Here is a 25,297-nt window from a genome sequence, read left to right on the forward strand (position 1 = left end):
TCAGCCGCAATGGACCAGCGCCGAACGTCAGCCCCAGTGCGGGGGCCGCTGCTCCTTCAGCCAGGTCTCATGGTCGCTGTCATCGCGGTCACCCCAGCCCCGGGCTTCATCCTCAGACGCCTTGTTGGGAAGGGCGGCACTGCCATCCACGGCGGCAGTTCCCCGCCGGGTTGGCGCCGTACTTACGGCGCTGCTGCCTCGCCTGGTGCGGCTGCCGGACACTACTGCACCCTCAGGCTCTGCATCCTCTGCCCCAATTGCATCATGCGTTTCACCCTCCACCTTCTCCGGGGCAGGAGTGGGGTCATTTGACTGTCCAGTGGCGGATGTGCCGTCCTGTTCGCCGTCCGCGGCCATGGCCGTTGCCTCCTTGGCGGGCAGGCTTTCAGCCTGCGCTGGGTTATTTGTTGTTGCAGCGCGCCGCCCGGCGCGGGAGATTTCCGCATTATCACGGCTGGTGTTCCCTGAGGCCGAAACCGGGTCCGGCGAGGCCGGGAGGTGGGTCTCCGGAGTGAAAGAACACCCATGCCCGGATCCGTCGTGAGGGGCCGCGGACGCACCTTCCAGTACTTGACTGGCTGCGTCCACACCGTGAAGCGCCTGGTGCACGTCGTCATCGAGGAAGGCGATGGAGGTGCCCGCCCGTGCGGACAGCAAATTTTTCTCAAGGCCCAGATACCCGGCAATCCGGTCAGCGCAGGCGGACGGATCGGTAAAGACCTCGATGGTCCACAGCGGCATGTAGCGCCAGCCAAGGCGTTCCAGCTGCTGCGGCCGGAGGCGGCTCCGCTCGCGGACGCTCAAGGTGCGGTACTGCTCCGTGCCGTCCGATTCGATCGCCACCGGCCAAGGCAAATCGGCGTCGTCCTGTCCCATGGTGCTAAGCGGATCAGCGGCGGCAACCACATCGATAGCGCCGTCGTACTGGTGCCACACCCTTGCACCCCGGGCCCGGAGACGGTCCCCAAGGTCTGCCACCAGCGGATCCGCGCCCAGTGCCTGTTCGCTTGCTGCTGCGCGAGAGGCGGGAGTTCCGAGATCGGTATTCCCGGAGATTTCACGGTCCAGGAGCGCGTAGAGGTCCATGGCGCCATGGGTCAGCCTGGTGCGGTCCAGGTCCTCGGGCCGGAAGCAGGTGAGCACATGCATGGACCTGCGGGCCCGGGTCATGGCCAGGGCAAACTTTTCCCGGCCACCCTCGGCCGAAAGCGGCCCGAAATTGTGCAGGGCGCGTCCGTGCGGCGTGCGGCCAAACCCGGGCGAGAAAATGACGTGGTCGCGTACCAGGCCCTGCGCCCGTTCAAGGTCAACAACACGGAAGGACTCGGGTCCGGCTCCGAAGAAGCTTGCCAGGCCAGGGTGGTTCGGCAGCTGCAGCCTGATTGATTCACCAATCCGGGCAGCATGCCGGAGGCTGGCAGTGACCACGGCCAGCGACGTCCGCGGGCGCAGGCGTGCGTGCTCGAAGACCAGCTGTACCACACGGTTGACCTCCGCCACGACGGACTCCACGCCTTCATGGTCGGCGCTTGGCAAGCCTGTGCCGTCCGGGAGGTACTCCACCAGCAGGGCGCGGTCCAGTCCGGTTGCCGACTGGCCCTCCGGGAGCCGGCGGAGCCCGCCGTCGTAAAAGCTCTTGCTCAGCTGCAGGACCAGGTCCTCGTCCACCGCGCGATAGACGAAGTTCAGCCGCCATACCGGAAGCACCTCGGACAGGGCAGTAAAAGCACTCTCCACCCGATGGTGCGCTGATTCGCCCGGAGCCAGGCGTTCCACTCCAACCGTGAAGGTGCGGGAGGTTGCGATCCGGGCGTCACCGAAGGCGATGACCTGCTTGGCGCGGGCGATGGAAGGCAGCACGGCCTGGAGCGAGGTCGCCTCCGCGTCCAGGATGACCACCGCATCAAAGTGCTGCTGCGCCGGCAGCAGACCGGTCATCAGGTAGGGGCTGACGGACCAGACGGGGACCAGGGCGCCAATGAGTTCAGGAGCCTGTGCCGTCAGGGACGCCAAGGAAACCCGCCCGTCCTTGAGCAGGCTGCGAAGGAGGTCTGCCTGCCGCGGATGCTCGGCGATGGCGCTGCGCCACCGCTCCGCAAGGTCCCAGCGCAGGCGCGCGGCACCGCTGGCGATATGGGCGTTGTCGGCAAGGCGGTATTCCGCCTCCAGCTTCCGCAGGGCGTCACCGTCGGACATTGCGAGGTAGTCGTCACCGCTGATCATGGCCTCGAGGGCGGACTGCCACCATGCCAGCTCGAGCTCCGCAGCGACTGACCCTGCCGGAACCTCACGCTCTGCCAGGTCCGCCAGGAGTTCGCCCAGCCCGTGCTCGCGCATGTTCTCCACCAGCAAGGTCCGCTCGGGCAGCGTCTTAAGGGTGTCCGTGTCCGCCACCAGGCGCTCCAGGCGCTCCGTCAGCTCCTCGTACCGGACGGTGGCCAGGGATCCTCCGGCCTCGGTATGCCGGAGGGCCTCGCCCAGCTTGGCCAGGTCAGCGTCCAGCGACCGGTACATGACGTTCATCTCGGCCAGTCCCGACGGAACTGCCGGATGCCGCTGCGTCGTGGCGTAGCCCGCCCACAGCACCCGCTGCTCCTGGACCAGCAGCAGGGACGTGTGCAGGTCGGCGATGTGGACACCGGGCCGGACGTATTCCTTGGCAACCCTGCGCAGCCGTGAGCGCTGCATCGATGTCATCTCGATGCCGCGCTCCTTCCGCCAGGAGGAAGGAGCGGTGGCAGAAATGAGGTCCGTGACCGGGCGGTCGAAGATATCGGGCGTGAACTTGTCCAGGCTGCCCCGCACCGCGACGAGAAGCTGGAGCTGCTCGCCCCACTCCGCGAAGGAGGCACCCGGCCGGATCTCCGCGTGCTCCGCCACGGCCTTCATGCGGTCGCGCAGGACAGGCAGGTTCTTCGCCACGGAACGGACCAGGTCCTGGGCCTCCTCGGTCTCTTTCCGAGTCAGCAGCCTGGCACCATGCCAGGGGCTGGTGGTGGATGCCTTGCTGAAGCTGCCCAGTTCCGCGGCCCGGCGAAGCCTGCCCGCGAGCTCTTCACGGTCCCGGATGCTGTCCAGGACGCTTCGCTTCAGCCGGACCGTGGTGGCCGGTGCCGGATGGATGGAGGTCAGCTCCGCCAGCGACTGCATTGCCTGGTACGGTGAGCAGCCCCAGCGCTGGCGGACGTTATGGAGCGACGCCACGTGGTCCATCAGGGCGTGGCGGTGCTCGACCAAGGTGTTGTGGAGGTTTCCCAGCTGGGGTTCCAGCGACTTTTCATTGCGGACGATGGCCCGGACCAGCTGTGCCTTCAGCTGCTGTGCTGTGACGTTCCCGGACAGCTGGAACAGGATGGACTCCAGGCCGAGGCCCTCGAGCTGTCCGGATACCTCGTTGAGGCTGGCGCGGCGGTCCCCCACCACCAGGACGGTCTTCCCGGCATCCACCAGTGCACCGATGGTGTTGATGGCGGTCTGGGTCTGGCCGGTGCCGGGGGGGGTGCTGACCACCAGGGAATCGCCGGCCCGGGCAGCGTCAATGACGTACTGCTGGTCGGTGTCCGCATCCAGCAGGAGCAGTTCGTCCTTGGGGTGCCTGCTGTCCAGTGGCGGGAAGCGTGAGGGGTCCGGCTGATCGAAGTCCACCACTTCGCCGCCTGCCGCCGTGGCCAGCGCGGAGATCAGCGGGTTGGAATCGTTGATCCACGGGTCGTCAAGGTTCCCGGAGAGGTCTGCGAAGGTTGAGACCAGGAGGTTGTGCTGGGCTTCCGCGCCATGAATGGGCCGGATCAGCGTGCCCAGCCGGTCCAGGACGGGCTGCGGATCGAAGCGGGCGGTGCTGTAGGCGAGGCGGGTGACGGCATTGACGTCGAAGACGATGCCGTGAATGTTCTTCAGGTGGCGCACCAGGGCAGGGTTGATGTGTGCCTGCTCCGTCAACTGGAGCTCGTAATCGTCCTCCCCCGGGCGGACGGTAAGCGAAATGGCGGTGAGCATGACCGGCGCCGAGATGCGCTGCGGCTTGCCTCCGACGGCGGACGTCCACACCACCGTGCCCGCCGAGAGATATCCGGCATCGATGCCGCGGTCGTTGGCGAGTTCGAAGATCTTCGACCGGATGTTCCGCGAAGCCCTGGCAGCAACCACGTACTGCTGGCGGTCCCTGATCAAGGTGGAAAGCCTCGTTTTGCGGCCCGCCATCAGCTGTGCCAGGCCCGACGGGTGGGCATGGGTCAGGTCGATGGAGCCTTCCGGGGTCTTGGTGAAGCGCAGCATTGTGTCCGCACCAGTGACGGGTTTGAGCCCGGACAACCATTTGCGGAGCTCCTCCGAGCCCTCCGGGTGGTCTTGACCAACTGACACTACTGCCTTCTTTTCTGCGCTTGCACGTGACGCCCTGGACCATACCGGCATAGCTTCGAGCGTAGCCGCTCGGGCGCCGGACTTGAGAGACCGCAACACTGGAGGCGGCGAATTTAGGGAGGACTTTCGCCCGGCAACAGCAGTGGCCGGCCCCCGCGACGGAGGCCGGCCACTCAGGATGCTATTCCCACTCGATGGTTCCCGGCGGTTTGCTGGTGACGTCCAGCACCACGCGGTTTACGCCTTCCACCTCATTGGTGATGCGGTTCGAGATCCGGGCCAGCAGATCGTAGGGAAGGCGTGACCAGTCCGCCGTCATGGCGTCCTCGGAGGAGACCGGGCGGAGCACGATGGGGTGGCCGTAGGTGCGGCCGTCGCCCATGACGCCGACGCTGCGGACATCGGCCAGCAGGACCACCGGCATCTGCCAGACCTCGTTGTCCAGGCCGGCGGCGGTCAGCTCTGCACGCGCGATGGCGTCTGCCTTGCGCAGCAGGTCCAGGCGATCCTTGGTGACTTCACCGACGATCCGGATGCCGAGGCCAGGTCCGGGGAAGGGCTGACGGCCCACGATCTCCTGCGGCAGGCCAAGCTGGGCACCGACGGCACGGACTTCGTCCTTGAAGAGGGCGCGCAGCGGCTCGACGAGCTCGAACTGGAGGTCCTCGGGCAGGCCGCCCACGTTGTGGTGGCTCTTGATGTTGGCTGCGCCTTCGCCGCCACCGGATTCGACGACGTCAGGGTACAGGGTGCCCTGGACCAGGAACTTAATCTTCTCGCCGTGGGCTGCAGCCTCGGCGATGATTGCCAGCTCCGCTTCCTCGAAGGCGCGGATGAACTCGCGGCCGATGATTTTGCGCTTGGTTTCGGGATCACTGACGCCGGCGAGGGCTGAGAGGAAGCGCTCCTGCTCATTGGCAACGTAGAGCTTCACGCCCGTAGCGGTAACGAAGTCGCGCTCCACCTGCTCAGCTTCGCCTTCACGCAGCAGGCCGTGGTCCACGAACACGCAGGTGAGCTGGTCGCCCACGGCACGCTGGACCAGTGCAGCCGCAACGGCGGAATCCACACCGCCGGAGAGGCCGCAGATGACGCGCGCGTCCCCGACCTGCTGGCGGATGCGCTCCACCTGCTCCTCGACGATGTTGCCGGTGGTCCAGTTGGGCTCGATTTTTGCGCCCTTGAACAGGAAGTTCTCCAGAACCTGCTGGCCGTAGGCGGAGTGCTTGACTTCCGGGTGCCACTGGACCCCAAAAAGGCCCTTGTCCTCGTTGGCGAAGGCAGCCACTTCAGCGCCCGCCGTCGTCGCCAGGACCTCAAAGCCTTCGGGTGCCTGGTGAACGGAATCACCGTGGCTCATCCACGTTTTCTGGTGCTGGGGCATGCCCTCGAGGACGGAACGTCCCTCACCGAGGATGGTGGTCTCCGTGGAGCCGTACTCCCGCAGCCCGGTCTTGTCCACCTTGCCGCCCAGGGCGTTCGCCATCGCCTGGAAGCCGTAGCAGATGCCGAAAACCGGCACCCCTGCCTCGAAGAGGTCGGCACCAACGCTGGGGGCGCCGTCGGCATAGACGCTGGAGGGGCCGCCGGACAGGATGATGGCGGCTGGATTTCTGGCGAGGAGTTGCTCGGTGGAGTAGGTATGCGGAACCACTTCCGAATACACATTCGCTTCCCGGACGCGGCGGGCAATCAGCTGCGCGTACTGGGCACCGTAGTCAACTACCAGCACCGGCTTCTGGGAAGTCTGGGATGCAGTGGGAGTAGTCACCGTCATAGCCTACTTGCCGCCGTTGCACCCGCGCACCTTGAGGAGCAGCGCTGTGACGCAGCAGACGTTGGCTGGCTCAGTACCGCTGGGCTGCCTGCGGGTGGGCTGCAAGCTCGGCTTCCACCTCGGCGTGGACCTTCTTCTCCACGATGAAGGACAGGAACGGAACCACGCCGCCCAGCGCCAGCAGGATCAGCTTGAGGAACGGCCAGCGCATGAGCGCCCACAGCCGGAAGTTGGACATCAGGTACACCACGTACATCCAGCCGTGCACGATGAGGACCGTGACGGACAGGTTGACTCCGCCCAGCACAGCCGGCGGCTCGGCGCCTGCGAACCCGAAGCCAAAGGGCTGGCCGGTGGCGGCGTCGGTGCCGCCCGCGAACAGGTACTGGCCAAAACCGTACCGGGCAACCAGTTCGGCGCAGAGCAGCAGCAGCATGGCACCCGTCAGGTACGCCAGGACCTTGTAGAACTTCAGGGCTGACCGGATCTGCGCCTCGGTACCGCCGAAGCGGCGCTTTTTTCCGGAGGCTTTGCCACCGGCGGGCACGGCGGGGCTGGCGGGTTTCGGGTCAATCATGGCTGTACCTTTTGCTGGTTGTGGTCTGTGTGCTGGTGGTCTTCATCTTCAGCTTCAAGGCTGTCTTCGAGATCGCGGTGGTAGTCGTCCTTCACCAGGCGCCACCAGATGAAGAGGGCGAAGCCGGCGAAGACCACCCATTCCAGGGAGTAGAAGAGGTTGAGCCAGTTGATCTGCTGCGCCGGCGGCTGCGGACCAATGTCCAGCGGAAGGAGCTTGCCCGGCACCGCAGCCGGACTGACATCCACCCCGTCCGCAACTTCAGCGGTGGCGGCCACGAAACCAGGGTAGCTGCTGACCTCCCAGTAGTTGATCAGCTCAGCCACTGAAACGGCGGTGGCCTCCCCCGGCTGCCGCGCCGTTCCCGGCACGGGCGCTTCGGACGGCAGGAGCCGTCCCGTCAGTTCAATGGTTCCCGACGGCGGCGCGGCGGCATCTGCGCGGTCCGCCACCCAGCCGCGGGCCACCGGGATCCACGTCTGCGGCGAGGCAGCGGCCCCGGCAAGGGTGGGCGCCCCGTTGACGGCAAAGGCGGAAACCACCCAGTAGCCCGTCTTGCCGCCGTGCAGCCGGCCCGGGACCAGGAGCTGCCTGGCAGGGTCATACGAACCCCGCGCCGAAACCATTTGGTCGGCGTCGGAGCCGTGGAAGAACTCGCCCGGGCTAAGGGTTTCGGTCAGCGGCCGGACCTGCTCCGTGGCAGGGTTAACCGGCACCTCAGGCTGGGTGGACCGCCCGAACTGCCACTGGCTCAGCAGCACGAAGACCCCGGAAACGGCGATCGCGAAAACAAAACCGGCGATCCATCGGGGCTTGAGGGCTGTTTTCCACACGTCTTAACCGTACTTCGTACTTCTGTAGAACAACTAAACGCCGGAACGAAGAAATCTCTGCCTTCGCCTGTCCCTGGGGAGCGGCAGGGCTTGCTCAGCCGGGTCAGTGGTCGAAGAAGACCAGGCTGGAGTTGATGAGTTCGGCAATCACTTCGGCATCGTACGCCCGGCGCAGGGACTCACGGAACGACTCCTTGGACAGCGACCGGGCCAGGGTGGCCAGGACTTCAAGGTGGTCGGAGAAGGAGCTGGCCGGGGTTGCGATCAGCAGGATGACGGATGCAGGGCCGTCGGCGGCACCGAAGTCGAGGGCGTGTCCGTACTTGGCAATTCCCACGCCGATGGAGGTTTGGGAGACGAACTCGCTGCGCGCATGCGGCAGGCCGATCCCGCCCGGCAAGCCCGTGGCAAGTTGGTGCTCCCGGGCATTGACATGCTTTAGGAACCCTTCGAGATCCGAGATCCGCCCGGCGTCGTGCATTCGCTTTGCCAGCTGGGTGGCGGCGTCGGCCTTGTCCGCTGCCTCCAGCTCCAATATCACCATGTCCGGTGTGGTGAGTGCGGCATCGTACCGGTCAAGTGGTTCCGCCAAGGCGTATCCCTTCAGTCAGCAATGCTGGTGCCGTAACCCCTCAGCGCAAGGGCACGATGTCCTCCACGCCCAGGCGGGCGGCGTCTGCGGATTCGTCGTCCGGCTGTTGCTGGCTGAGGCGTTCGGCCTCCACCCGGGCAATATAGTGCCGGACCTCGTTTTCGCGCTGGGCGTCACTCCAGCCAAGAACGTCACCCATCAGTTTAGCGACAACGGGCACGGCGGACACGCCGCGGTCCCACGCTTCAATGGAAATCCGGGTCCTTCGCGTGAGCACATCGTGCACATGTCGGGCGCCTTCATGGGTAGCGGCATACACGGCCTCAGCCTGGAGGTAGTCGTCAGCACCCGGAAGCGGCTCCGCCAGCGCCGGATTCTCCTCGATGAGGGCCAACACCTCGGAGGTCATGGAGCCGTACCGGTTGAGCAGGTGCTCAACCCGGGCCACGTGCACCCCGCTTTCCTCCGCGGTACGGTTCCGGCGGTTCCAGGCAGCCCGGTACCCGTTTGCGCCGAGCAGCGGGATGGTCTCCGTGCAGCTGGGCGGGACACGCTCGTCCATGGTCCGGGTCGCCTCATCCACGGCGTCCTTGGCCATGACCCGGTACGTGGTCCATTTTCCGCCTGCCACCACCACGAGTCCGGGTACAGGGTGTGCCACCACGTGTTCGCGCGAAAGCTTGGCAGTGGAATCGTTCTCGCCTGCAAGCAGGGGACGGAGCCCGGCGTACACGCCCTCCACGTCTTCGCGGGTCAGCGGCCGCTTGAGGACCCTGTTGACGTGTTCCAGGATGTAGTCGATGTCCTTGCTGGAGGCAGCGGGGTGGGCCTTGTCCAGGTGCCAGTCAGTGTCCGTGGTCCCGATGATCCAGTGCCGGCCCCAGGGGATGACGAACAGCACGGACTTCTCAGTGCGCAGGATCAGCCCCACCGTTGACTGGAAGCGGTCGCGCGGAACCACCAGGTGGATGCCCTTGGAGGCACGGACCTTCAGCTGCCCGCGCTCTGTCACCATGGCCTGGGTTTCATCCGTCCAGACGCCGGTGGCATTGATGACCTGCTTGGCCCGGATGTTGAATTCGGTCCCGTCCTCGTGGTTGACGACCTTGGCGCCCACCACCCTTTCACCTTCGCGGAGGAAATCCACCACCTTCATCTGGTTGACGGCGTGGGCGCCGTAGTAGGCCGCAGTCCGGACCAGGTTGGCGCAGTATTTCGCGTCGTCCACCTGGCCGTCGTAATACCGGATGGACCCGACAAAGGCGTCGTTTTTCAGGCTGGGGGCGGCGCGCAGGGTGCCCCGCCTGGTGAGGTGTTTGTGGAACGGCACTCCCCTGCTGTGGCCGCTGGAAATCGACATCGCGTCATACAGGGCAATGCCGGCACCAACATAAGGGCGTTCGAGGAAGGGTTTGGTGAGCGGATACAGGAAAGGCACCGGCCGGGCTAGGTGCGGCGCTATTTCGGAGAGCAGCAGCCCGCGCTCCTGAAGCGCCTCCTTGACCAAGGCAAAGTCCAGCATTTCCAGGTAGCGCAGGCCGCCGTGGATCAACTTGGATGACCTGGACGACGTACCTGCCGCCCAGTCGCTGGCCTCGACTATTCCGACTTCCAGTCCCCGGGTGACGGCGTCGAGGGCGGCCCCGGTGCCCACTATACCGCCGCCGACAATCAGGATGTCCAGTTCCCGGCCGGGTTCCGCAGTGGCGCGCAACCGCTTGATGGCCGCTTCCCGTGCTGCGGGGCCCAGGGCCCCTCCGTTAGCAGGAACACTCTTCATTGAACGCCTCCAGTACCACTAGTGCCGGTCGTGAAACCACCCTACTTCGTTTGCGGCGTGGTTGGGCAGGGCGGCAGGGGGCGACTGGCTTGGCCCGGCGTCAGTTTCCTTCGTACGGGGATACGACGACGTCGACCCGCTGGAATTCCTTCAGGTCCGAGTAGCCTGTGGTCGCCATGGAGCGGCGGAGGGCACCGATGAGGTTGGACGTCCCGTTGGTGTGGTGCCCGGGGCCGAAAAGAACTTCCTCCAGGGGTCCGACGGTGCCGACGTTCACGCGGTCACCGCGGGGAAGCTCCAGGTGGTGGGCTTCCTGGCCCCAGTGCCAGCCTTTGCCGGGCGCCTCTTCGGCGCGCGCCAGCGCACTGCCCAGCATGACGGCGTCGGCGCCCATGGCGATGGCCTTGACGATATCGCCCGAGGCGCCCATGCCGCCGTCGGCGATCACGTGGACGTAGCGGCCGCCGGACTCGTCCATGTAGTCGCGGCGGGCGGCAGCGACGTCGGAAATGGCGGAGGCCATGGGCGAGTGGATGCCCAGCGCCCGGCGGGTGGTGGTGGTGGCTCCGCCGCCGAAGCCGACCAGGACGCCGGCCGCGCCGGTGCGCATGAGGTGCAGCGCGGGCGTGTAGCCCGCCGCACCGCCCACGATCACCGGTACGTCGAGTTCGTAAATGAACTGTTTGAGGTTCAGCGGCTCGTGGTCCTTGGAAACGTGCTCGGCGGAGACGGTGGTGCCGCGGATGACGAAGATGTCGACGCCGGCGGCAAGGACGGTCTTGTAGTGTTCCTGCGTGCGCTGCGGGGTCAGCGATCCGGCCACGGTCACGCCGGCCTCCCGGATCTCCGCCAGGCGGGACGTGATGAGCTCCGGCTGGATCGGAGCCTGGTACAGCTCCTGCATCCGTCCGGTGACTGCGGGACTGTTGGTCTCGTCCTGCAGGGCACCGATTTCGTCCAGAACGGGCTGCGGATCCTCGTACCGGGTCCAGAGGCCTTCGAGATCAAGGACTCCAAGACCGCCGAGCTTACCCAGCGCAATGGCCGTCTGCGGTGACATAGCGGAGTCCATGGGCGCCGCAATGACGGGCATGCTGAACTGGTAGGCATCGATCTGCCAGGAGACGGAGACGTCCTTTGGGTCGCGGGTACGACGGTTAGGGACGATTGCAATGTCATCCAGGGAGTAGGCACGACGCCCACGCTTGCCACGGCCGATCTCGATCTCGTAAGTCACTGCTCTAGGTTATCCCAGCCGCTGCGGTACCCCTGGCTAGAGTGGCCTGATGGGCAAGCGCTGGATTTTTGATGGCCATATTGCAGGGCTGGGCACCTCCTCCGGGCTGCGCGCCGTGGTGGGCGTCCTCGCGCCCAGTGAGAACGTCGCGGACTTCATTGCTGCCACGTACGCTTTCGACGACGTCGCGCTGGTGGACGTGTCCGCGCGGCTGGAGGAGGACTCCTTGAGGGTCGACGCCGGCCCGCTGGCCGTGAGCGCGCCGTCGTCGGCTGGAACGGCGCCGACGCCGGCGAACTGGCGCCTATTCGGCCTGCCGTGACATTCGGTTTCAGCAGCGTTCCGCCCCAGCCAGGCCTCGCCCGGGTGCGCACCACGATAACCGAAGTCACGCCCCGCCGGCCTCCGGGCCTACCCCGGCAGGATTCCCTGGGCGGGCGTGCGCGGTCATGGGGCCGGCGGGGACGCTGAGCTGCGATTCGAACATCCGGAAGTAGCGGCCCCGCAACGCCACCAGTTCCTGGTGCGTGCCCTGCTCCACGATCCTGCCTTCCTCGAGCATGAACACCATGTCCGCCTTTTCGATGGTGGCAAGGCGGTGGCTGATGGCGATGATAGTGCTGTTCCGGTCCGCGAACAGGCGGGTGAAGATCCGGTGTTCGGCCAGGGCGTCGATGGCTGATGTCGGTTCATCCATCACCATGAAGGAAGCGTCCCGGTAGAAGTTCCGGGCCATGGCGAGCCGCTGCCATTGGCCGCCGGACAGCCCGCTGCCCTTCCGGCCCCGCGGGTCCTCCATCCAGTTGCTGACGTGGTTGTCCAGGCCATTGGGCAACCTGTTGATGAAGTCCAGGGCCTCGGCATCTGCGGCGGCCTTGCGGATACGGCCGTCGTCCCGGGGCGAGTCAACGTCGCCGAACCAGATGTTCTCCGCGGCCGTGGCGAACTCGTACTTGAGGAACTCCTGGCTGAGCACGGCGAGGTGGCGGTGCCAGGAGGTGACGTCGACGGCGGCGAGGTCCACGCCGTCGAGCATCACTTGGCCAGAGTCGGGGCGGTAGAGGCCGGCGAGGATCCTGATCAGCGTGGACTTCCCGGCGCCGTTTTCCCCCACGATGGCGATGTGCTGGCCTTCGCGGATGGTCATGGTGATGCCCCTGATGACTTCGAGGTCACTGCCCGTGTAGGTAAACCGGATGTCCTTCAGCTCCACGGTCCTTGGTGGCTGCAGCAGCGGCGGCGCGTGCTCCGAGTGGACGGGCAGGCCCATGAACAGCTCATAGTCCTTCAGGTTTGCCAGGTCCTCGTCAATGGAGCTGAGGGAGGACACCAGGTTGTTCGCGGTGGACAGGGCGCGGCTGACGATTTGCTGCACGTAGAGGAACTGGCCCACGGGCTGGGCGCGTGCGATGATTTGCCCCACCACCCAGATCAGCGAGACCACCTCTGCGCCGTATTGGAGCGCGTCCGCGGCCAGCTGCTTGGGGATGTAACGGCGCTGGAAATCAAGACGGCGGCGCTCGTCTGCGTCGCGGAGGCGGGAGCGGAGGTCCATGAGGAAGCCGACGATGCCGTACAGCCGCATCTCGGCAATGTGCTGCGGACGCAAAAGGTTGGTTTCGATCATCCGGCGCTGGCGCCTGGAATCCACCTGGGTGTTCCAGTGGGCAATCTGTTCGCGCGACAGCTTGAACTGCAGGTAGACGCTGGGCACGATGGCCACCAGCACGATCACTGCGATCCACCAGCTGACCAGCAGCAGGGCGCCGACGGCCAGGACCACCGAGACGAGCTGCGTGAAGATCGCCGCGATGCGGTCAAGGACCCGGGCGTAGGAGTCGGAGAACCTTTTGGCGCGGTCGTACAGGTCAACGGTTTCTTTGTCGTCGTAGCGCCAGAATTCGAGTGCCAGGAAGCGTTCGTACATCTGGTCGCCCACGATGGCGCCCACTTTGAAGCTCATCAGTTGCTGGATGTAGCGGTCCACGCTGCTGAAGGCGCCCCAGAACAAACCCAGGGCAGCGGTGATGATGACGTAGACGACGGCGAGCTGGCCCGCCCCGCCGTCCCCGGCATAGGCAGCGGCAAGCGCGGTGGTGGTGAGGGCCGCAAAGTAGGTCGTGACCAGCGGAAGCACGGCCGAGATCAGCGAACCGAGCACTTTCATGACCACCGCGCCCGGCGAGGCGCGGAAGCTGACCTTCAATACCTGGGCCACGGCCCGGGCATAAGGCCGCAGCGCCAGCCGCCGCTGGGGATCTCGTGTCGGGGTCAGTTCCGCCGGATGGCGTGGTGGGGGCATGCAATCAGCCTAGTTCCGAACAGATACAGGTTGGGCCCCGTGCGAAACCTGGGTTTCGAACGGGGCCCAACCAAAGATGGCCCTTAGCGCGAACCGTAGTTCGGTGCCTCCACAGTCATCTGGATGTCGTGCGGGTGGGATTCCTTCAGCCCGGCCGGGGTGATCCGGACGAACTTGCCACGGGCCTTCAGTTCCGCAATGGTCGGTGCGCCGGTGTAGAACATGGTCTGGCGCAGGCCGCCCACCAGCTGGTAGGCCACGGAGGACAGCGGGCCGCGGTAGGCAACACGGCCTTCGATGCCCTCCGGAATGAGCTTGTCATCCCCGGAGACATCCGCCTGGAAATAGCGGTCCTTGGAGTAGGACGTGTTCTTGCCGCGGGACTGCATGGCGCCGAGCGAGCCCATGCCCCGGTAGGACTTGAACTGCTTGCCGTTGACGAAGATCAGCTCACCCGGGGACTCGTCGCAACCGGCCAGCAGGGAACCGAGCATTACGGTGTCGGCACCGGCCACCAGCGCTTTGCCGATGTCGCCCGAGTACTGCAGGCCGCCGTCGGCGATCAGCGGAACGCCGGCGGGGATGGCAGCTTTGGCCGATTCGTAGATGGCGGTGATCTGCGGGACTCCCACACCGGCCACCACGCGGGTGGTGCAGATCGATCCCGGTCCCACGCCAACCTTGATGCCGTCGGCGCCGGCGTCGATCAGTGCCTGTGCGCCTTCGCGGGTTGCGGCCTGGCCTCCGATGATGTCCACGTGGGCTGCCACGGGATCGGACTTGAGCCGGCGGATCATGTCCAGCACACCCTGGGAGTGGCCGTTGGCGGTGTCAACGAACAGCGCGTCGACGCCGGCGTCCACGAGTGCCATGGCACGCTCCCAGCCGTCCCCGAAGAAACCGATGGCGGCGCCCACGCGGAGCCGGCCTTCGTCGTCCTTGGTGGCCAGGGGGTACTGCTCAGCCTTGGTGAAGTCCTTGGTGGTGATCAGGCCCTTGAGCCGGCCCTGCTCGTCCACCAGGGGAAGCTTCTCGATTTTGTTGGTGGCCAGCTTGTGCGAGGCTTCCTCGCGGCTGATTCCCACGTGTCCGGTGACCAGCGGCATCTTGGTCATGACGTCGCTGACCAGCCGCAGCGGGAAATCGGACTCGGGTACAAAGCGGGTGTCGCGGTTGGTGACAATACCCAGGAGGCGATTGTCCTCATCCACCACAGGCAGGCCCGACACGCGGTACTGGGCGCACAGGTCATCCAGTTCACGCAGGGTGGCTTCCGGACGAATGGTCAGCGGGTTGGTGATCATGCCTGACTCACTGCGCTTGACCCGGTCCACCTGGTCAGCCTGGTCAGCGATGGACAGGTTACGGTGCACCACGCCCAAGCCGCCCTGGCGTGCCATCGCGATGGCCATCCGGGACTCGGTGACGGTGTCCATGGCAGCGGACAGGAGCGGCGTCTGCACCGTGATCCGCTTGGAAATCCGGGAGGAGGTGTCCGCCTCGGACGGGATGACCTCGGTGTGTCCCGGCAGGAGCAGGACGTCGTCGTACGTCAGGCCAATAAAGCCAAAGGGGTTGTGTTCGGGCTCGGTCATGAGTGCGCCTCTTACCTTGGTTGCTGGACGGGTAGGGGTTGCAGCCGATGACCAGCCCGTCATTACGGGACTGGCCTGTGCAGAAGTTGGTGCAGGACCACCGTGGAGGGCGGCGGCCCAAGAGCAGGAAAGTGTTGAGTAAATATTAGAACCTCTGCGCCGATCCCCCTATTCCACGCGTGCATTGTGAGGAACCGCACTCCCCACCCGCCCCATCCCTGTCGCGGGGACCTGTCTAGCTCCAGCCGGTGGCTGCCAGGAGGCGCTGCTCAAACATGGGCATCATGGTCTCCACGTAGGTGCGGGTGAGATGGTTGTCATCCTTGTACACGTAGACGTTTCCCACCACAGCAGGGCAGACACCGCGGGCGCAGATGAAGTCACTCAGATCCATCAGGTGCAGCCCGGGCAGCTTCCCCCGGTAGCTTTCCAGCGGTGAGGGGTCCGCCAGGGACTCGGCCAGGGACGGATTGCACTCGGGAGCGTGGGGGCCGTTCCGCTGGACGCACTCGGGCATGTTGAAGGTAAAGCGGGGGTTGTCCCGGATCCCGACAATCTCGATGCCCGCCTCCGCGAACGGCCGGACACCCTCCAGGTAGCCCGGGACCCCGGTCTCGAACGGCGCTTCCTCATGTGTCAGGGATGCCACCGTGAACACAGCGTCGGGGCGGTGTTCCAGAACGTAGGCGGCGCTTGCCTGGTTGTAGGCGTTGCACTCGGCGTTCCTTGTTTCGGACGCGGCACCGAAACGGCAGGCCGGCATCAGCAGCGTCACCAGTTCCCAGCCCCGCGCGGCGGCGATCGGCCCCAGCGCGCCCAGGTACTGCTGCGAGTGGGAATCCCCCAGCACCACGATCCGCTTGGTCGCTTCGCCTCCCGGGACCTCCTGCCGGCAACCCTCAAGAAGGGGATCCCTGGTGGCATTGGCACCGGTGCAGGGGGCGTGGATGCCGGCCCAGTCGTTGTCCAGCGCGGACGGCCCGGGGATGATTTTGGCACCGGCCGCAGGCACCGGTGCGTTCTCCGGGTGCAAGGCAGCGGCCCCGGGGGTAAGCTCCCGCGGCTGGGCCGCCGTCGCGCTTTCCTCCGCAGTGAGGGTGGTCTGCCAAACAGCCACGGGCCCGGCAAGGACGGCACCACAGGCAGCAATCACGACGGCGGTGCGCCAGGCCCGGCGCTGTGGCCAGTGCCAGTCGCGCAACGGCTTTTCCACGAAGCGCGTGGTGAGGACCGCGAGCACGATGGACGCGCCCACAATCCCCATGCCCTGGGCAAGGTTTGGCGCCTCCAGCCCGGTAGCGGCGAGTGCGAGCACCAGGACGGGCCAGTGCCACAGGTACAAGGCATAGGAATTATCCCCGAGCGCCACCAACGGCCTGCTGCTGAGGAACCTGTCCACGCCGAAGCGGCTGCCCGTTTGACCCGCGACGATGATGCCGGCGGCAGCCAGGGTCGGCCAGAGCGCCACGTAGCCAGGGAAGGACCGGTCCACCGTCAGCAGCAGGCCGCAGGACACCATGGCCGCCAGCCCGAGCCAGCCGAGCACCACCCGCAGCGCCCGGTTGGGTTTGAGGTGCGGAAGGGCCAGGGCAAGCAGCGACCCCAGCGCGAATTCCCAGAGCCTGGTCCGGGTGTCGAAGTAGGCGTAGGCCTGGTTGGTGGCCGTCTGCTCCACGGAGCACACGAGCGACACGGCGAACACTGCCCCGAACACCAGTGTGAGCAGCCCGCGGTAGTCCAGGCACGCGCCGCCGGGAAGGCGGTGCAGCAACGCCAGGAGGCCGGCGCTGCCCGCAAAGATGAGCGGCCACAGGATGAACACCTGCCCCTGGATGGACAGGGACCAAAAGTGCTGCAGTGGGCTGGCACCGGCATGATCCTGGGCGTAGTAGTCGACGGCTGTGTCTGCCAGCAGCCAGTTCTGGGTATAGAGCAGGGACGCCCAGGCCTGGTCCAGGATCTGGGGCCAGCGGTTTTGCGGCAGGATCAGCCAGGTGCCGGCAAGGATGCCGAGGATCACCACGACGGCGGCGGGCAGCAGCCGCTTGAAGAGGTGCAGCCAGTGGCGCAGGAGTCCAAAAGGCCGCCCCGCCTCGGCTTTCCGCACAAAGGAAAGCGTAAGCAGGAACGCGGAGACCAGCAGGAATATGTCCACCCCGCCGGAGACCCGGCCCAGCCACACGTGGTACGCCACCACCATCAGCACAGCAAGCGCACGGAGCCCCTGGACCTCGGGCCGGAAGTTTGCCTTGCGGCTCTTCGCGCCGGCTTTGGGCAGGTTCGCGGGCTTGCTGCTGTCCGTCATCCGGGACATCAGACCTGCCAACCCGTGGCGGCCAGAAACTCCTGCTCGAAGAATGGGGCAAGCGTCATCATGTAGGACCGCGTGACGTGGTTGCTGTCTTTGTAGACGATCACGTTGCCGATGGCGGCGGGGCAGAAATCATCCGTGCAGAAATACCGGGTGAGGTCCATGAAGCGGGTGTCCGGAAGCCGGTCGGCTGCCGCGTCTGTTGGGGAGACTGGGCTGAAGCTGACCACGCGGCTGCTGCCGCAGATCTCCTGCGCCTGGGGGTTCTCCGCCAGGCAGTCCGGCGTGTGGGCAGGCATGCGGGGGGTGTCCCGAATTCCGAGCACCGGAATACCGGCCTCGTTGAGCCGCTGAACCTCACGGATCCAGCCCTCGTCCAGCCACTCGGACACGGCGGAATCATGGAAGGTACGGGTGCTCGTCGTCAGCACGAGGTCGGGTTTCATCTCCAGGACTTTCTGCATTTCCTCCGCGTTGAAGTCGAGGCACTCCTGGCTTATCCCCGGACCCATCTCGTCAGTCAGCGGGCAAAAGCCTTTCGTTATGGAGGTGACGCTCCACCGGTTTTTCTCGGCTATGGGGAGGACTAACGTGTTCAATACGTGTGCGTGCGAGCTGCCCATGATGACGATGCTCTTCGTGCCGTCCTCCACAGCGTTCGTGCAGATGTTGACGTTCTCCCCCTCCCCCGTGCAGGGTTCAGGAAACTCGGGCCATTCGGTGGCCATCACTTCCGGTGTGGGGACCAGCTGCGTCCGCCCATCGGGCTGGAAGTTGAAGTTGTTGCTGGCTGCACGGGCCCCGGGATAGCGGGGGTCGTCCAGCCCGATGGCGGAGATGGAGCTGGACTGAAGGATGTGGTGCCGCCAAAGAGCCAGGGGTGCCGCTGCCACCGTTACCACCAGGGCGATGGCCAGGACTGACCGGCGCCGCCTGGTCTCCGGCCACTTCCATTCACGCCACGGTGTCTCAATGAAGCGCGTGGTGAGATGGGCGAGGAGCAGGGACGCCAGGATGATCACCGAACCCGACAGCCACCCTGCATGCTCCTTGCCGCTCCACGCCAGCCCGAGCACCAGGAGGGGCCAGTGCCACAGATACAGCGCGTATGACATCCCGCCCAGCTTCACCAGGGGCTTGAAGCTGAGGAACCTGTCCACCCCGGCCGCGCTTTGGGTCTGGCCGGCGGCGATGATCAGGGCAGCGGCGAGGGTGGGCCAGAGTGCGGCTATCCCGGGAAAGGCTGCCTGGACGTTCAGCAGGATCCCGCAGCTGAGCATTGCGATGAGGCCCACCCAGCCCATGATGATGCGGGTGGGACGGGAAAGGCGGAGACCGGGAAGAATAAGGGCCACCAGCGTGCCGAGTGCGAACTCCCAGAGCCGTGCTCCGGTGTCGAAATATGCCTGGACCTGGTTGGTGGCCGTGAAGTAGATCGAATAGGCAAGCGAGCCCAGGAAGAGTGCGAAGAAGACGTAGGCGAGCAGCGGCCGGTATGACAGCCTGTAACGCTGCGCCGCCCAGGCGGCGAGTGCGAAGATGAGCGGCCAGAGGATGAACACCTGCCCCTGGATGGAGAGGGACCAGAAGTGCTGCAGGGGGCTGGCGAGGCTGTGGTCGTTGGCGTAATAATCCACTGCCTGTTCCTGCAGCAGCCTGTTCTGGGAGTAGGACAGGGAAGCCCAGCCCTGCTGGATGAGGTCCAGCCAGCGGGTTCGCGGAAGGAACCGGTATGAAGCTGCCAGGGTCGCCACGATGACCGTGACGGCTGCCGGCAGCAGCCGCCGGAAAAGGTGCAGCCAATGCTTCAGCAGGCCCACGCGCTCCCGTCGCTCATGCCGCCCGGTGAACTGCAGGGTCATCAGGAACGCGGAGATCAGGAGGAATATGTCCACCCCTCCCGAGACGCGCCCGAACCAGACATGGTACGAGACAACCATCAGGACAGCCAGGGAACGAAGGCCTTGGATTTCGGGGCGGTAGGAGGATCTGTAGTGCGTTTGCCGGCCTCCGGCAGTCGGGGCTGGCGCTTCCGCGGTCCTTGTTACTGACACAAAATATCCTTCAGAGCCCTTGACAAACCATCAAGTTTAGCCGATACGGCTGGCCCTCCCGAATTTGGCGGTACCGGCCGGATCCCGCCGCCCCAAAAACTGCTGCGTTTCGGCTAGGCGCGCAGCAGGCCGCGCAAGGTCTGGATCGTGTCGGCGTCCGCCGCCGTCTTGTCGTCACGGTAGCGCTTCACGCGGGCGAAGCGAAGGGCGATTCCGCCGGGGTACCGCGGGGATTGCTGCACGCCGTCGATGGCAATTTCGACGACGGTGACGGGCTCCACCCACACGGTGCCCGCAGTGCGCCGCACCGCTATCTCTTGGAACCGCCGGGTCTGCCATTGCAGGAGCGCATCGGTGAGGCCTTTGAAGGTCTTGCCCACCATCACATAGCCGCCGGGTTCGCCGAACTCGCCGGTGGGGTCAAGTGCTCCGAGGTGAAGGTTCGACAGCAGCCCCGTCCGTCGTCCTGATCCCCACTCGCAGGCCAGCACCACCAGGTCGTAGGTGAGCACCGGCTTCACCTTCATCCAGTTGGAGCCCCGCCGGCCGGCGGCGTAGGAGGAGTCAGCTGCTTTGACCACCACGCCCTCGTGTCCGGCCGCGAGCGCATCGCGGGATACCCGCTCGGCGGTGGACGCATCCGCAGTGATCACCCCCGGAATCCTGTACTCGGGGGCGATGCGCTCGAGTATGGCGATGCGGGTCGACAGGGGCTCGTCCAGCAGGTCTTTCCCGTCAACGTGCAGCACGTCGAAAAACCATGGATGCAGCAAGGTGGCACGCGCCGCTTCCGCACCGAACCGGGCCATGGTTTCCTGAAACGGCCGCGGACTACCCTCCTCGTCGAGGGCGAGGGTCTCGCCGTCTAGGATCACTTCCCGCACCGGGAGTCCGCGCACCACCTCCACCACCTCGGGCAGGCGGTGTGTCACCTCAGCAAGGGTACGGGTGAAGACGCGCACGTCCTCTCCCCTGCGGTGCACCTGGATGCGCGCGCCGTCGAGCTTGTATTCCACGGACGCCTTCCCCGTAACCTCCAGCGCTTGAGTGGCGCTGGCGGCAGTTGAAGCGAGCATCGGCAGCACCGGACGGCCGACGACGAGCCCCACCGCGTCCAGTTCTTCCGGCGTGCCAGTAATCGCCAGCAGGGCGCTCTGACCGAGATCGCCGGAGAGCATTGCCGCCCTGCGGACTGCCTCGACAGGCCGGCCGGCGGCGCGGGCGATGGCGTCGGTCAGGACCCCCTCAAGCGCCCCCGTCCGCAGTTCGCCGAGCAGCACACCGGCGATGAAACGCTGCTCCCGTTCAGTGGCGGCGGACGTGAGCGTCCGGAGCGTCACGGCGCGTCCCGCAGCCGATCCCGAGCCCGTAGTGGCGAGCAGCCGGTCCAGGGCGGCGTCGAGGTCGGCGACAGTAAGAGTGGCATCAGCCGCCGGCTCCCCCATGGCCGCTGTCATGCCCCGCCAGCCGACCCCCACCCGTCCCTGCCGCGGCTTGGCGGTCAGCAGGCCGACCGTCGTCGCTATCGCGGCAGGCTCCAGCCGGCGCAGCAGGCCTGCCAGTGCCTCGACCTTCGCGAGCCGGGAGCGGGTGGACGCAACGGCGTCCGTGGTCCTCACGAGCTCGTCGAGCAGCATGGGACCAGTCTGCCACGCGCCCACCTCTGGACAGCGGCGGACACCGGTTCCAGAATGGGCGCGTGGGAATCATCGTCGCGAACCTGTTCCTTACGCTCGACGGCGTCTACCAGGCTCCCGGTGGCCGGGAGGAGGACCGCGAGGGCGGCTTTTCCTTTGGCGGCTGGCAGCTGCCGGTGTCCGATGAGGAGGCGGAAGCGGCCATCGAAGCGGAGATCGGCCGGATCGACGCCCTGCTCCTGGGCCGCAAGACCTACGACATCTTTGCGGCCTACTGGCCCCGGCAGTCCGGTGAGATCGCCGGCACCCTCAACCGTGTGCCGAAGTTCGTCGTCTCCGGCAGTCTTGCTGATCCGGCCTGGGCCAGCACGCGAGTGCTACCTGACGCAGCGGCCGCGGGCAGGCTCCGCGAGGAATACGGCCAGGTGCACCTGTTCGGCAGCGGCGTCCTCATCCGTTCACTGCTGGCCGCAGGTGTGCTCGACCGCCTCCACCTCTGGCTTTATCCGGTCACGCTCGGAGAGGGCAAGCGCCTCTTTGATACCGGGACCATCCCCGCTACTTTCCGGCTCGCCGAGCCTGCGCGGAGCTTCCCTAAGGGTGCAGTCTCCCTGGTTTACGAGCCGACCGGGGGCGTGGAAACGCAGGATATGCCGGGCGCTCAGGCCGCCGGGTAGTCCCCACCGTTCCCCCGGACACACAAAGAACCGGCCCAGCGCACGCTGGACCGGTTCTTTGCGCACGTTCGCTAAGCTTGGCCTGCAGCTCAGTGGCTGTGGCCTGCGTGCTCGTCTTCCTCGGCAGGCTTCTCGGCAACAAGGGTCTCGGTGGTGAGAACCAGGGCAGCGATGGAGGCTGCGTTGCGGAGGGCTGCGCGGGTGACCTTGACGGGGTCGATCACGCCGGCGGCGATCAGGTCCTCGTACTCGCCCGACTTGGCATTGAAACCGTTGTTGGTGTGGAGCTCGGCGACCTTGGAAGTGATGACGTAGCCGTCGAAGCCGGCATTCTGGGCGATCCAGCGCAGCGGCTGGACCAGCGCGCGGCGGACGATGCCCACAGCAGCCGCGGCGTCGCCTTCCAGTGCCTTGACGGCCGGGTCCTCATCCAGTGCCTTCAGGGCGTGGATCAGCGCAGAACCGCCACCGGCCACGATGCCTTCTTCGAGGGCAGCGCGGGTGGAGGACACAGCATCCTCGATGCGGTGCTTCTTTTCCTTGAGCTCAACCTCGGTGGCAGCACCGACCTTGATGACGCCGATGCCGCCGGCCAGCTTGGCCAGGCGCTCCTGGAGCTTTTCACGGTCCCAGTCGGAGTCGGTGCGGGTGAGCTCGGCGCGCAGCTGCGCAACGCGTGCTGCCACGTCCTCGGCCGAACCTGCGCCGTCAACGATGGTGGTGTTGTCCTTGGTGACCGTGATGCGGCGGGCGGTGCCCAGCACCTCGAGGCCGACGGTGTCCAGGCTCAAACCCAGTTCCGGAGACACAACCTGCGCACCGGTGAGGGTGGCGATGTCCTGCAGCATGGCCTTGCGGCGGTCGCCGAAGCCCGGAGCCTTGACGGCAACAACGTTCAGGGTGCCGCGGATGCGGTTCACGATCAGCGTGGACAGTGCCTCGCCGTCGATGTCCTCAGCGATGATGAACAGCGGCTTGGAAGCCTGCAGGGCCTTTTCCAGCAGCGGCAGGAATTCCTGCAGCGAGGAAATCTTGCCCTGGTTGATCAGGATGAGGGCGTCCTCCAGTACGGCTTCCTGGCGGTCGGCATCCGTGATGAAGTACGGGGACAGGTAGCCCTTGTCGAACTGCATGCCCTCGGTGAGCACCAGTTCGGTCTGCGTGGTGGAGGACTCTTCGATGGTGATGACGCCATCCTTGCCGACCTTGCCGAACGCCTCGGCGAGCAGTTCGCCCACTTCATCGCTCTGGGCGGAGATCGAAGCAACGCTGGCAACCTGGGTGCCTTCAACGGGACGGGCGTTCTCCAGCAGGCGGGCGGCCACGGCTTCAACGGAAACCTCAATGCCCCGCTTGATCTGGCCGGGAGCAGCGCCGGCTGCCACGTTCCGCAGGCCTTCCTTAACCAGTGCCTGGGCCAGGACCGTTGCGGTGGTGGTGCCGTCGCCGGCAACATCGTTGGTCTTGGTGGCAACCTCCTTGGCCAGCTGCGCGCCAAGGTTCTCGTACGGGTCGTCCAGCTCAACTTCGCGGGCGATGGTGACGCCGTCGTTCGTAATGGTGGGAGCGCCCCACTTCTTGTCCAGGACGACGTTGCGGCCGCGGGGGCCCAGCGTCACCTTGACGGTGTTGGCGAGCTTATCGATGCCGGCTTCAAGAGACCGGCGGGCAGCGTCGTTAAACGCAAGCTGCTTTGCCATGGTTTTGTCCTTTCAAGACAGAACCCCGCGCCGCTGAGCAGCAGAATGCATGACCAGCGGCGCGGGGACCCGGAGAGTTACTTTACGACGATCGCCAGGACGTCGCGGGCGGACAGCACGAGGTACTCGGTGCCGCCGGTTTTTACTTCGGTTCCGCCGTACTTGGAGTAGATGACGACGTCGCCGACAGCGACATCAACGGGAACGCGGTTGCCGTCCTCGAAGCGGCCGGGGCCTACTGCAACAACTTCGCCTTCCTGGGGCTTCTCCTGTGCGGAGTCCGGGATCACCAGGCCGGAAGCCGTGGTCTGCTCGGCTTCGAGCGGGCGGACAACAATACGATCCTCAAGAGGCTTAATAGAGACCGACACTCGGACCTCTCCTTCTTCGTCAGCAAATTCGTGGACTTGAAAGCTTTCCGCCCTGGCTGGCAAACCGTCGTCGCGGTGCCGGCCGCAGCCTGGTTGGCAGCTCTTCATGTATTAGCACCCTCCCAGGGAGAGTGCTAATGAAGACTCTATGTAAGGGTTAGCACTCGGTCAAGGTGAGTGCCAGCGTTTCGTCACGGGCGGACGCCGCCCGCGTGTAAATTTGACGGGTGCGAGCCGCCGTGTACCTCATTTTTGCCAATCTCTTCTGGGCCGGAAACTTCGTCGTGGGCCAGGCCGCCATGAAGACCATGGAGCCGCTCCAGCTGACGTTTTGGCGCTGGGCGCTGGCTGCGGTGCCATTGCTGGTGCTGGCCCGCGCGGTGGAAAAGCCGGACTGGCGCGCCGTCCTCGGCAGGTGGCCCGTCCTGCTCCTGCTGAGCCTGCTGGGCATGAGCGGCTACACCCTTTTGCTGTACAGCGCGCTGCAGCACACCTCGGCCCTGAACGCCGCGCTGGTGACGGCCGCGAACCCTGCCCTGATCATGGTCCTGGCCGTGGTGCTGCTCAGGGACCGGCCACGGCCGGTGAGCTGGGCCGGCATCGGGCTCGGCCTGGCGGGAGTCCTGCTGGTCCTGACCGGCGGCGACCTGCAGCGGCTCCTGACCTTTTCGATCAACACCGGGGAACTGCTGATCCTCGCCGCCATTACCGTCTGGGGCCTCTATACGATCATCGCGCGGAGGCTGGCCATCCCGGCAATCACGTCAACCGCAGTCCAGGTGGCCATGGCTGCCGTGGTCCTCGCTCCCGTTGCCGCAGCCACCGGTGCCGGCCTGCCGTCCACTTCCGCCGAAGGATGGTCGCTGGCCTTTATTGCCCTGTTCCCGTCACTGGGCTCCTACCTGCTGTGGAACCTGGCGCTGAAGCGCACCAGCGCAGCCAACGCCGGTAATTACCTCAACCTGATTGCGGTATTCACCGCTATCATCACGGTGCTGATGGGCCAGCCCATCACGCTGGCGCAGGTGCTGGGCGGGGCCCTGGTGATATCGGGCGTCCTGCTGACCAGCGCGGGCCAGCGGCCTCAGCGTCCCAGGTCGTCAAAGTCAACGTCCTCGCCGTCGGAGTCCCGGCTGCCCTGATTCCGGCTGCGGAAGAGCAGCACCGCCGCAGCAGCTGCGGTCGCCAGCGACGCGACAAGGAAAACGATGCTTCCCGCCCGGGCCCCGCTGTAAAGGCCCCGGATATCCTGCGCCTCTTGGGTGTCGTCCTGGATGTCATTGCCGCCCACCGAATAGACAGTGGCGTTGAACGTGTCCAGGAAGAAAATGATCACCAGGAGCGCAAGGCACACCACGGCCACGACGGAACTGGCAATCAGGGCAGGCCTGGCGAACCTTGCCGCTCCCCGGTCCCTGCGTTGGTGCTCAGGAAACGGCTGCGGACCTGCACTGTGGTTCATGCCTTCAACACTATCGGCATCCCTGCCAGC

The 25,297-nt window shown here is 65.9% G+C and carries 18 protein-coding genes; 3 read left to right on the forward strand and 15 right to left on the reverse strand.

Going from position 1 to position 25,297, the window contains the following annotated elements; all coding sequences use genetic code 11:
* Window positions 1-27: 27 nt before the first annotated feature.
* From FDW84_RS07690 to FDW84_RS07720, 7 genes are all read right to left on the reverse strand, one after another.
* Window positions 28-4,413, reverse strand: coding sequence for a DUF4011 domain-containing protein (locus FDW84_RS07690; protein ID WP_138608147.1), 4,386 nt, complete (start codon window positions 4,411-4,413; stop codon window positions 28-30).
* A 130-nt stretch (window positions 4,414-4,543) separates the two neighbouring features.
* Window positions 4,544-6,139: a glutamine-hydrolyzing GMP synthase gene (gene guaA, locus FDW84_RS07695; protein WP_171046702.1), complete on the reverse strand. Its 1,596-nt coding sequence runs from the start codon at window positions 6,137-6,139 to the stop codon at window positions 4,544-4,546.
* A gap of 70 nt (window positions 6,140-6,209) precedes the next feature.
* Window positions 6,210-6,716 carry a DUF3817 domain-containing protein gene (locus FDW84_RS07700; protein ID WP_138608151.1) on the reverse strand — a complete coding sequence of 169 codons (507 nt, stop codon included), beginning with the start codon at window positions 6,714-6,716 and terminating at the stop codon, window positions 6,210-6,212.
* Window positions 6,713-7,549, reverse strand: coding sequence for an SURF1 family protein (locus tag FDW84_RS07705; RefSeq protein WP_138608153.1), 837 nt, complete (start codon window positions 7,547-7,549; stop codon window positions 6,713-6,715). Before FDW84_RS07705 ends, FDW84_RS07700 begins: the two co-directional genes overlap by 4 nt.
* 103 nt (window positions 7,550-7,652) lie before the next feature.
* Window positions 7,653-8,141, reverse strand: coding sequence for a PTS sugar transporter subunit IIA (locus FDW84_RS07710; RefSeq protein WP_138608156.1), 489 nt, complete (start codon window positions 8,139-8,141; stop codon window positions 7,653-7,655).
* Window positions 8,142-8,181: 40 nt separating this feature from the next.
* On the reverse strand, window positions 8,182-9,921 hold the full coding sequence (locus FDW84_RS07715) for a glycerol-3-phosphate dehydrogenase/oxidase (RefSeq protein WP_138608158.1): 1,740 nt from the start codon (window positions 9,919-9,921) through the stop codon (window positions 8,182-8,184).
* A 100-nt stretch (window positions 9,922-10,021) separates the two neighbouring features.
* On the reverse strand, window positions 10,022-11,158 hold the full coding sequence (locus tag FDW84_RS07720) for a GuaB3 family IMP dehydrogenase-related protein (RefSeq protein WP_138608160.1): 1,137 nt from the start codon (window positions 11,156-11,158) through the stop codon (window positions 10,022-10,024).
* A 49-nt stretch (window positions 11,159-11,207) separates the two neighbouring features.
* On the opposite strand from FDW84_RS07720, the gene FDW84_RS07725 reads away from it, so the two are divergent.
* Window positions 11,208-11,480, forward strand: coding sequence for a hypothetical protein (locus tag FDW84_RS07725; RefSeq protein ID WP_371419144.1), 273 nt, complete (start codon window positions 11,208-11,210; stop codon window positions 11,478-11,480).
* A 66-nt stretch (window positions 11,481-11,546) separates the two neighbouring features.
* Here the strand turns inward: FDW84_RS07725 and FDW84_RS07730 are convergent, their stop codons facing one another.
* The 5 genes from FDW84_RS07730 to FDW84_RS07750 all read right to left on the reverse strand — a co-directional run bounded on the left by FDW84_RS07730 (window position 11,547) and on the right by FDW84_RS07750 (window position 21,057).
* The gene (locus FDW84_RS07730) at window positions 11,547-13,460 is read right to left on the reverse strand and encodes an ABC transporter ATP-binding protein (protein WP_138608162.1); all 1,914 of its coding nucleotides are present in this window, start codon (window positions 13,458-13,460) and stop codon (window positions 11,547-11,549) included.
* A gap of 83 nt (window positions 13,461-13,543) precedes the next feature.
* A complete protein-coding gene (guaB, locus tag FDW84_RS07735) occupies window positions 13,544-15,055 on the reverse strand; it encodes an IMP dehydrogenase (protein WP_138131903.1) in 1,512 nt (503 codons plus the stop codon).
* Window positions 15,056-15,290: 235 nt separating this feature from the next.
* Entirely contained in the window at window positions 15,291-17,360 is a 2,070-nt protein-coding gene (locus tag FDW84_RS07740; protein ID WP_138608254.1) for an acyltransferase family protein, read from the reverse strand.
* 8 nt (window positions 17,361-17,368) lie between these two features.
* Complete coding sequence (locus tag FDW84_RS07745; RefSeq protein WP_138608164.1) at window positions 17,369-19,420, reverse strand: acyltransferase family protein; 2,052 nt, start codon at window positions 19,418-19,420, stop codon at window positions 17,369-17,371.
* A gap of 113 nt (window positions 19,421-19,533) precedes the next feature.
* A complete protein-coding gene (locus tag FDW84_RS07750; RefSeq protein ID WP_138608166.1) occupies window positions 19,534-21,057 on the reverse strand; it encodes an ATP-dependent DNA ligase in 1,524 nt (507 codons plus the stop codon).
* A 62-nt stretch (window positions 21,058-21,119) separates the two neighbouring features.
* On the opposite strand from FDW84_RS07750, the gene FDW84_RS07755 reads away from it, so the two are divergent.
* Window positions 21,120-21,734: a dihydrofolate reductase family protein gene (locus FDW84_RS07755; RefSeq protein ID WP_138608168.1), complete on the forward strand. Its 615-nt coding sequence runs from the start codon at window positions 21,120-21,122 to the stop codon at window positions 21,732-21,734.
* A gap of 89 nt (window positions 21,735-21,823) precedes the next feature.
* Here the strand turns inward: FDW84_RS07755 and groL are convergent, their stop codons facing one another.
* Together groL and groES are read right to left on the reverse strand one after the other, a co-directional pair.
* Window positions 21,824-23,434: a chaperonin GroEL gene (groL, locus tag FDW84_RS07760; protein ID WP_138608170.1), complete on the reverse strand. Its 1,611-nt coding sequence runs from the start codon at window positions 23,432-23,434 to the stop codon at window positions 21,824-21,826.
* Between the two features lie 77 nt (window positions 23,435-23,511).
* Complete coding sequence (gene groES, locus FDW84_RS07765) at window positions 23,512-23,805, reverse strand: co-chaperone GroES (protein WP_003805290.1); 294 nt, start codon at window positions 23,803-23,805, stop codon at window positions 23,512-23,514.
* Window positions 23,806-24,032: 227 nt separating this feature from the next.
* On the opposite strand from groES, the gene FDW84_RS07770 reads away from it, so the two are divergent.
* The gene (locus FDW84_RS07770) at window positions 24,033-24,947 is read left to right on the forward strand and encodes a DMT family transporter (RefSeq protein ID WP_171046703.1); all 915 of its coding nucleotides are present in this window, start codon (window positions 24,033-24,035) and stop codon (window positions 24,945-24,947) included.
* Here FDW84_RS07770 and FDW84_RS07775 read toward each other — a convergent pair.
* Entirely contained in the window at window positions 24,890-25,267 is a 378-nt protein-coding gene (locus FDW84_RS07775; RefSeq protein WP_138608172.1) for a hypothetical protein, read from the reverse strand. The genes FDW84_RS07770 and FDW84_RS07775 overlap by 58 nt on opposite strands.
* Window positions 25,268-25,297: the final 30 nt, after the last annotated feature.

This window comes from Pseudarthrobacter sp. NamE5 (assembly GCF_005796225.1).
In the GTDB taxonomy this organism is placed as follows: Bacteria; Actinomycetota; Actinomycetes; order Actinomycetales; family Micrococcaceae; genus Arthrobacter.

Excerpts from the sequence above, each read along its gene's own strand:
- FDW84_RS07690 (WP_138608147.1), bottom strand. The coding sequence starts at position 4,413 with ATGCCGGTATGGTCCAGGGCGTCACGTGCAAGCGCAGAAAAGAAGGCA.
- guaA (WP_171046702.1), bottom strand. The coding sequence starts at position 6,139 with ATGACGGTGACTACTCCCACTGCATCCCAGACTTCCCAGAAGCCGGTG.
- FDW84_RS07700 (WP_138608151.1), bottom strand. The coding sequence starts at position 6,716 with ATGATTGACCCGAAACCCGCCAGCCCCGCCGTGCCCGCCGGTGGCAAA.
- FDW84_RS07715 (WP_138608158.1), bottom strand. The coding sequence starts at position 9,921 with ATGAAGAGTGTTCCTGCTAACGGAGGGGCCCTGGGCCCCGCAGCACGG.
- FDW84_RS07725 (WP_371419144.1), top strand. The coding sequence starts at position 11,208 with ATGGGCAAGCGCTGGATTTTTGATGGCCATATTGCAGGGCTGGGCACC.
- FDW84_RS07730 (WP_138608162.1), bottom strand. The coding sequence starts at position 13,460 with ATGCCCCCACCACGCCATCCGGCGGAACTGACCCCGACACGAGATCCC.
- guaB (WP_138131903.1), bottom strand. The coding sequence starts at position 15,055 with ATGACCGAGCCCGAACACAACCCCTTTGGCTTTATTGGCCTGACGTAC.
- FDW84_RS07740 (WP_138608254.1), bottom strand. The coding sequence starts at position 17,360 with ATGACGGACAGCAGCAAGCCCGCGAACCTGCCCAAAGCCGGCGCGAAG.
- FDW84_RS07750 (WP_138608166.1), bottom strand. The coding sequence starts at position 21,057 with ATGCTGCTCGACGAGCTCGTGAGGACCACGGACGCCGTTGCGTCCACC.
- groL (WP_138608170.1), bottom strand. The coding sequence starts at position 23,434 with ATGGCAAAGCAGCTTGCGTTTAACGACGCTGCCCGCCGGTCTCTTGAA.
- FDW84_RS07775 (WP_138608172.1), bottom strand. The coding sequence starts at position 25,267 with ATGAACCACAGTGCAGGTCCGCAGCCGTTTCCTGAGCACCAACGCAGG.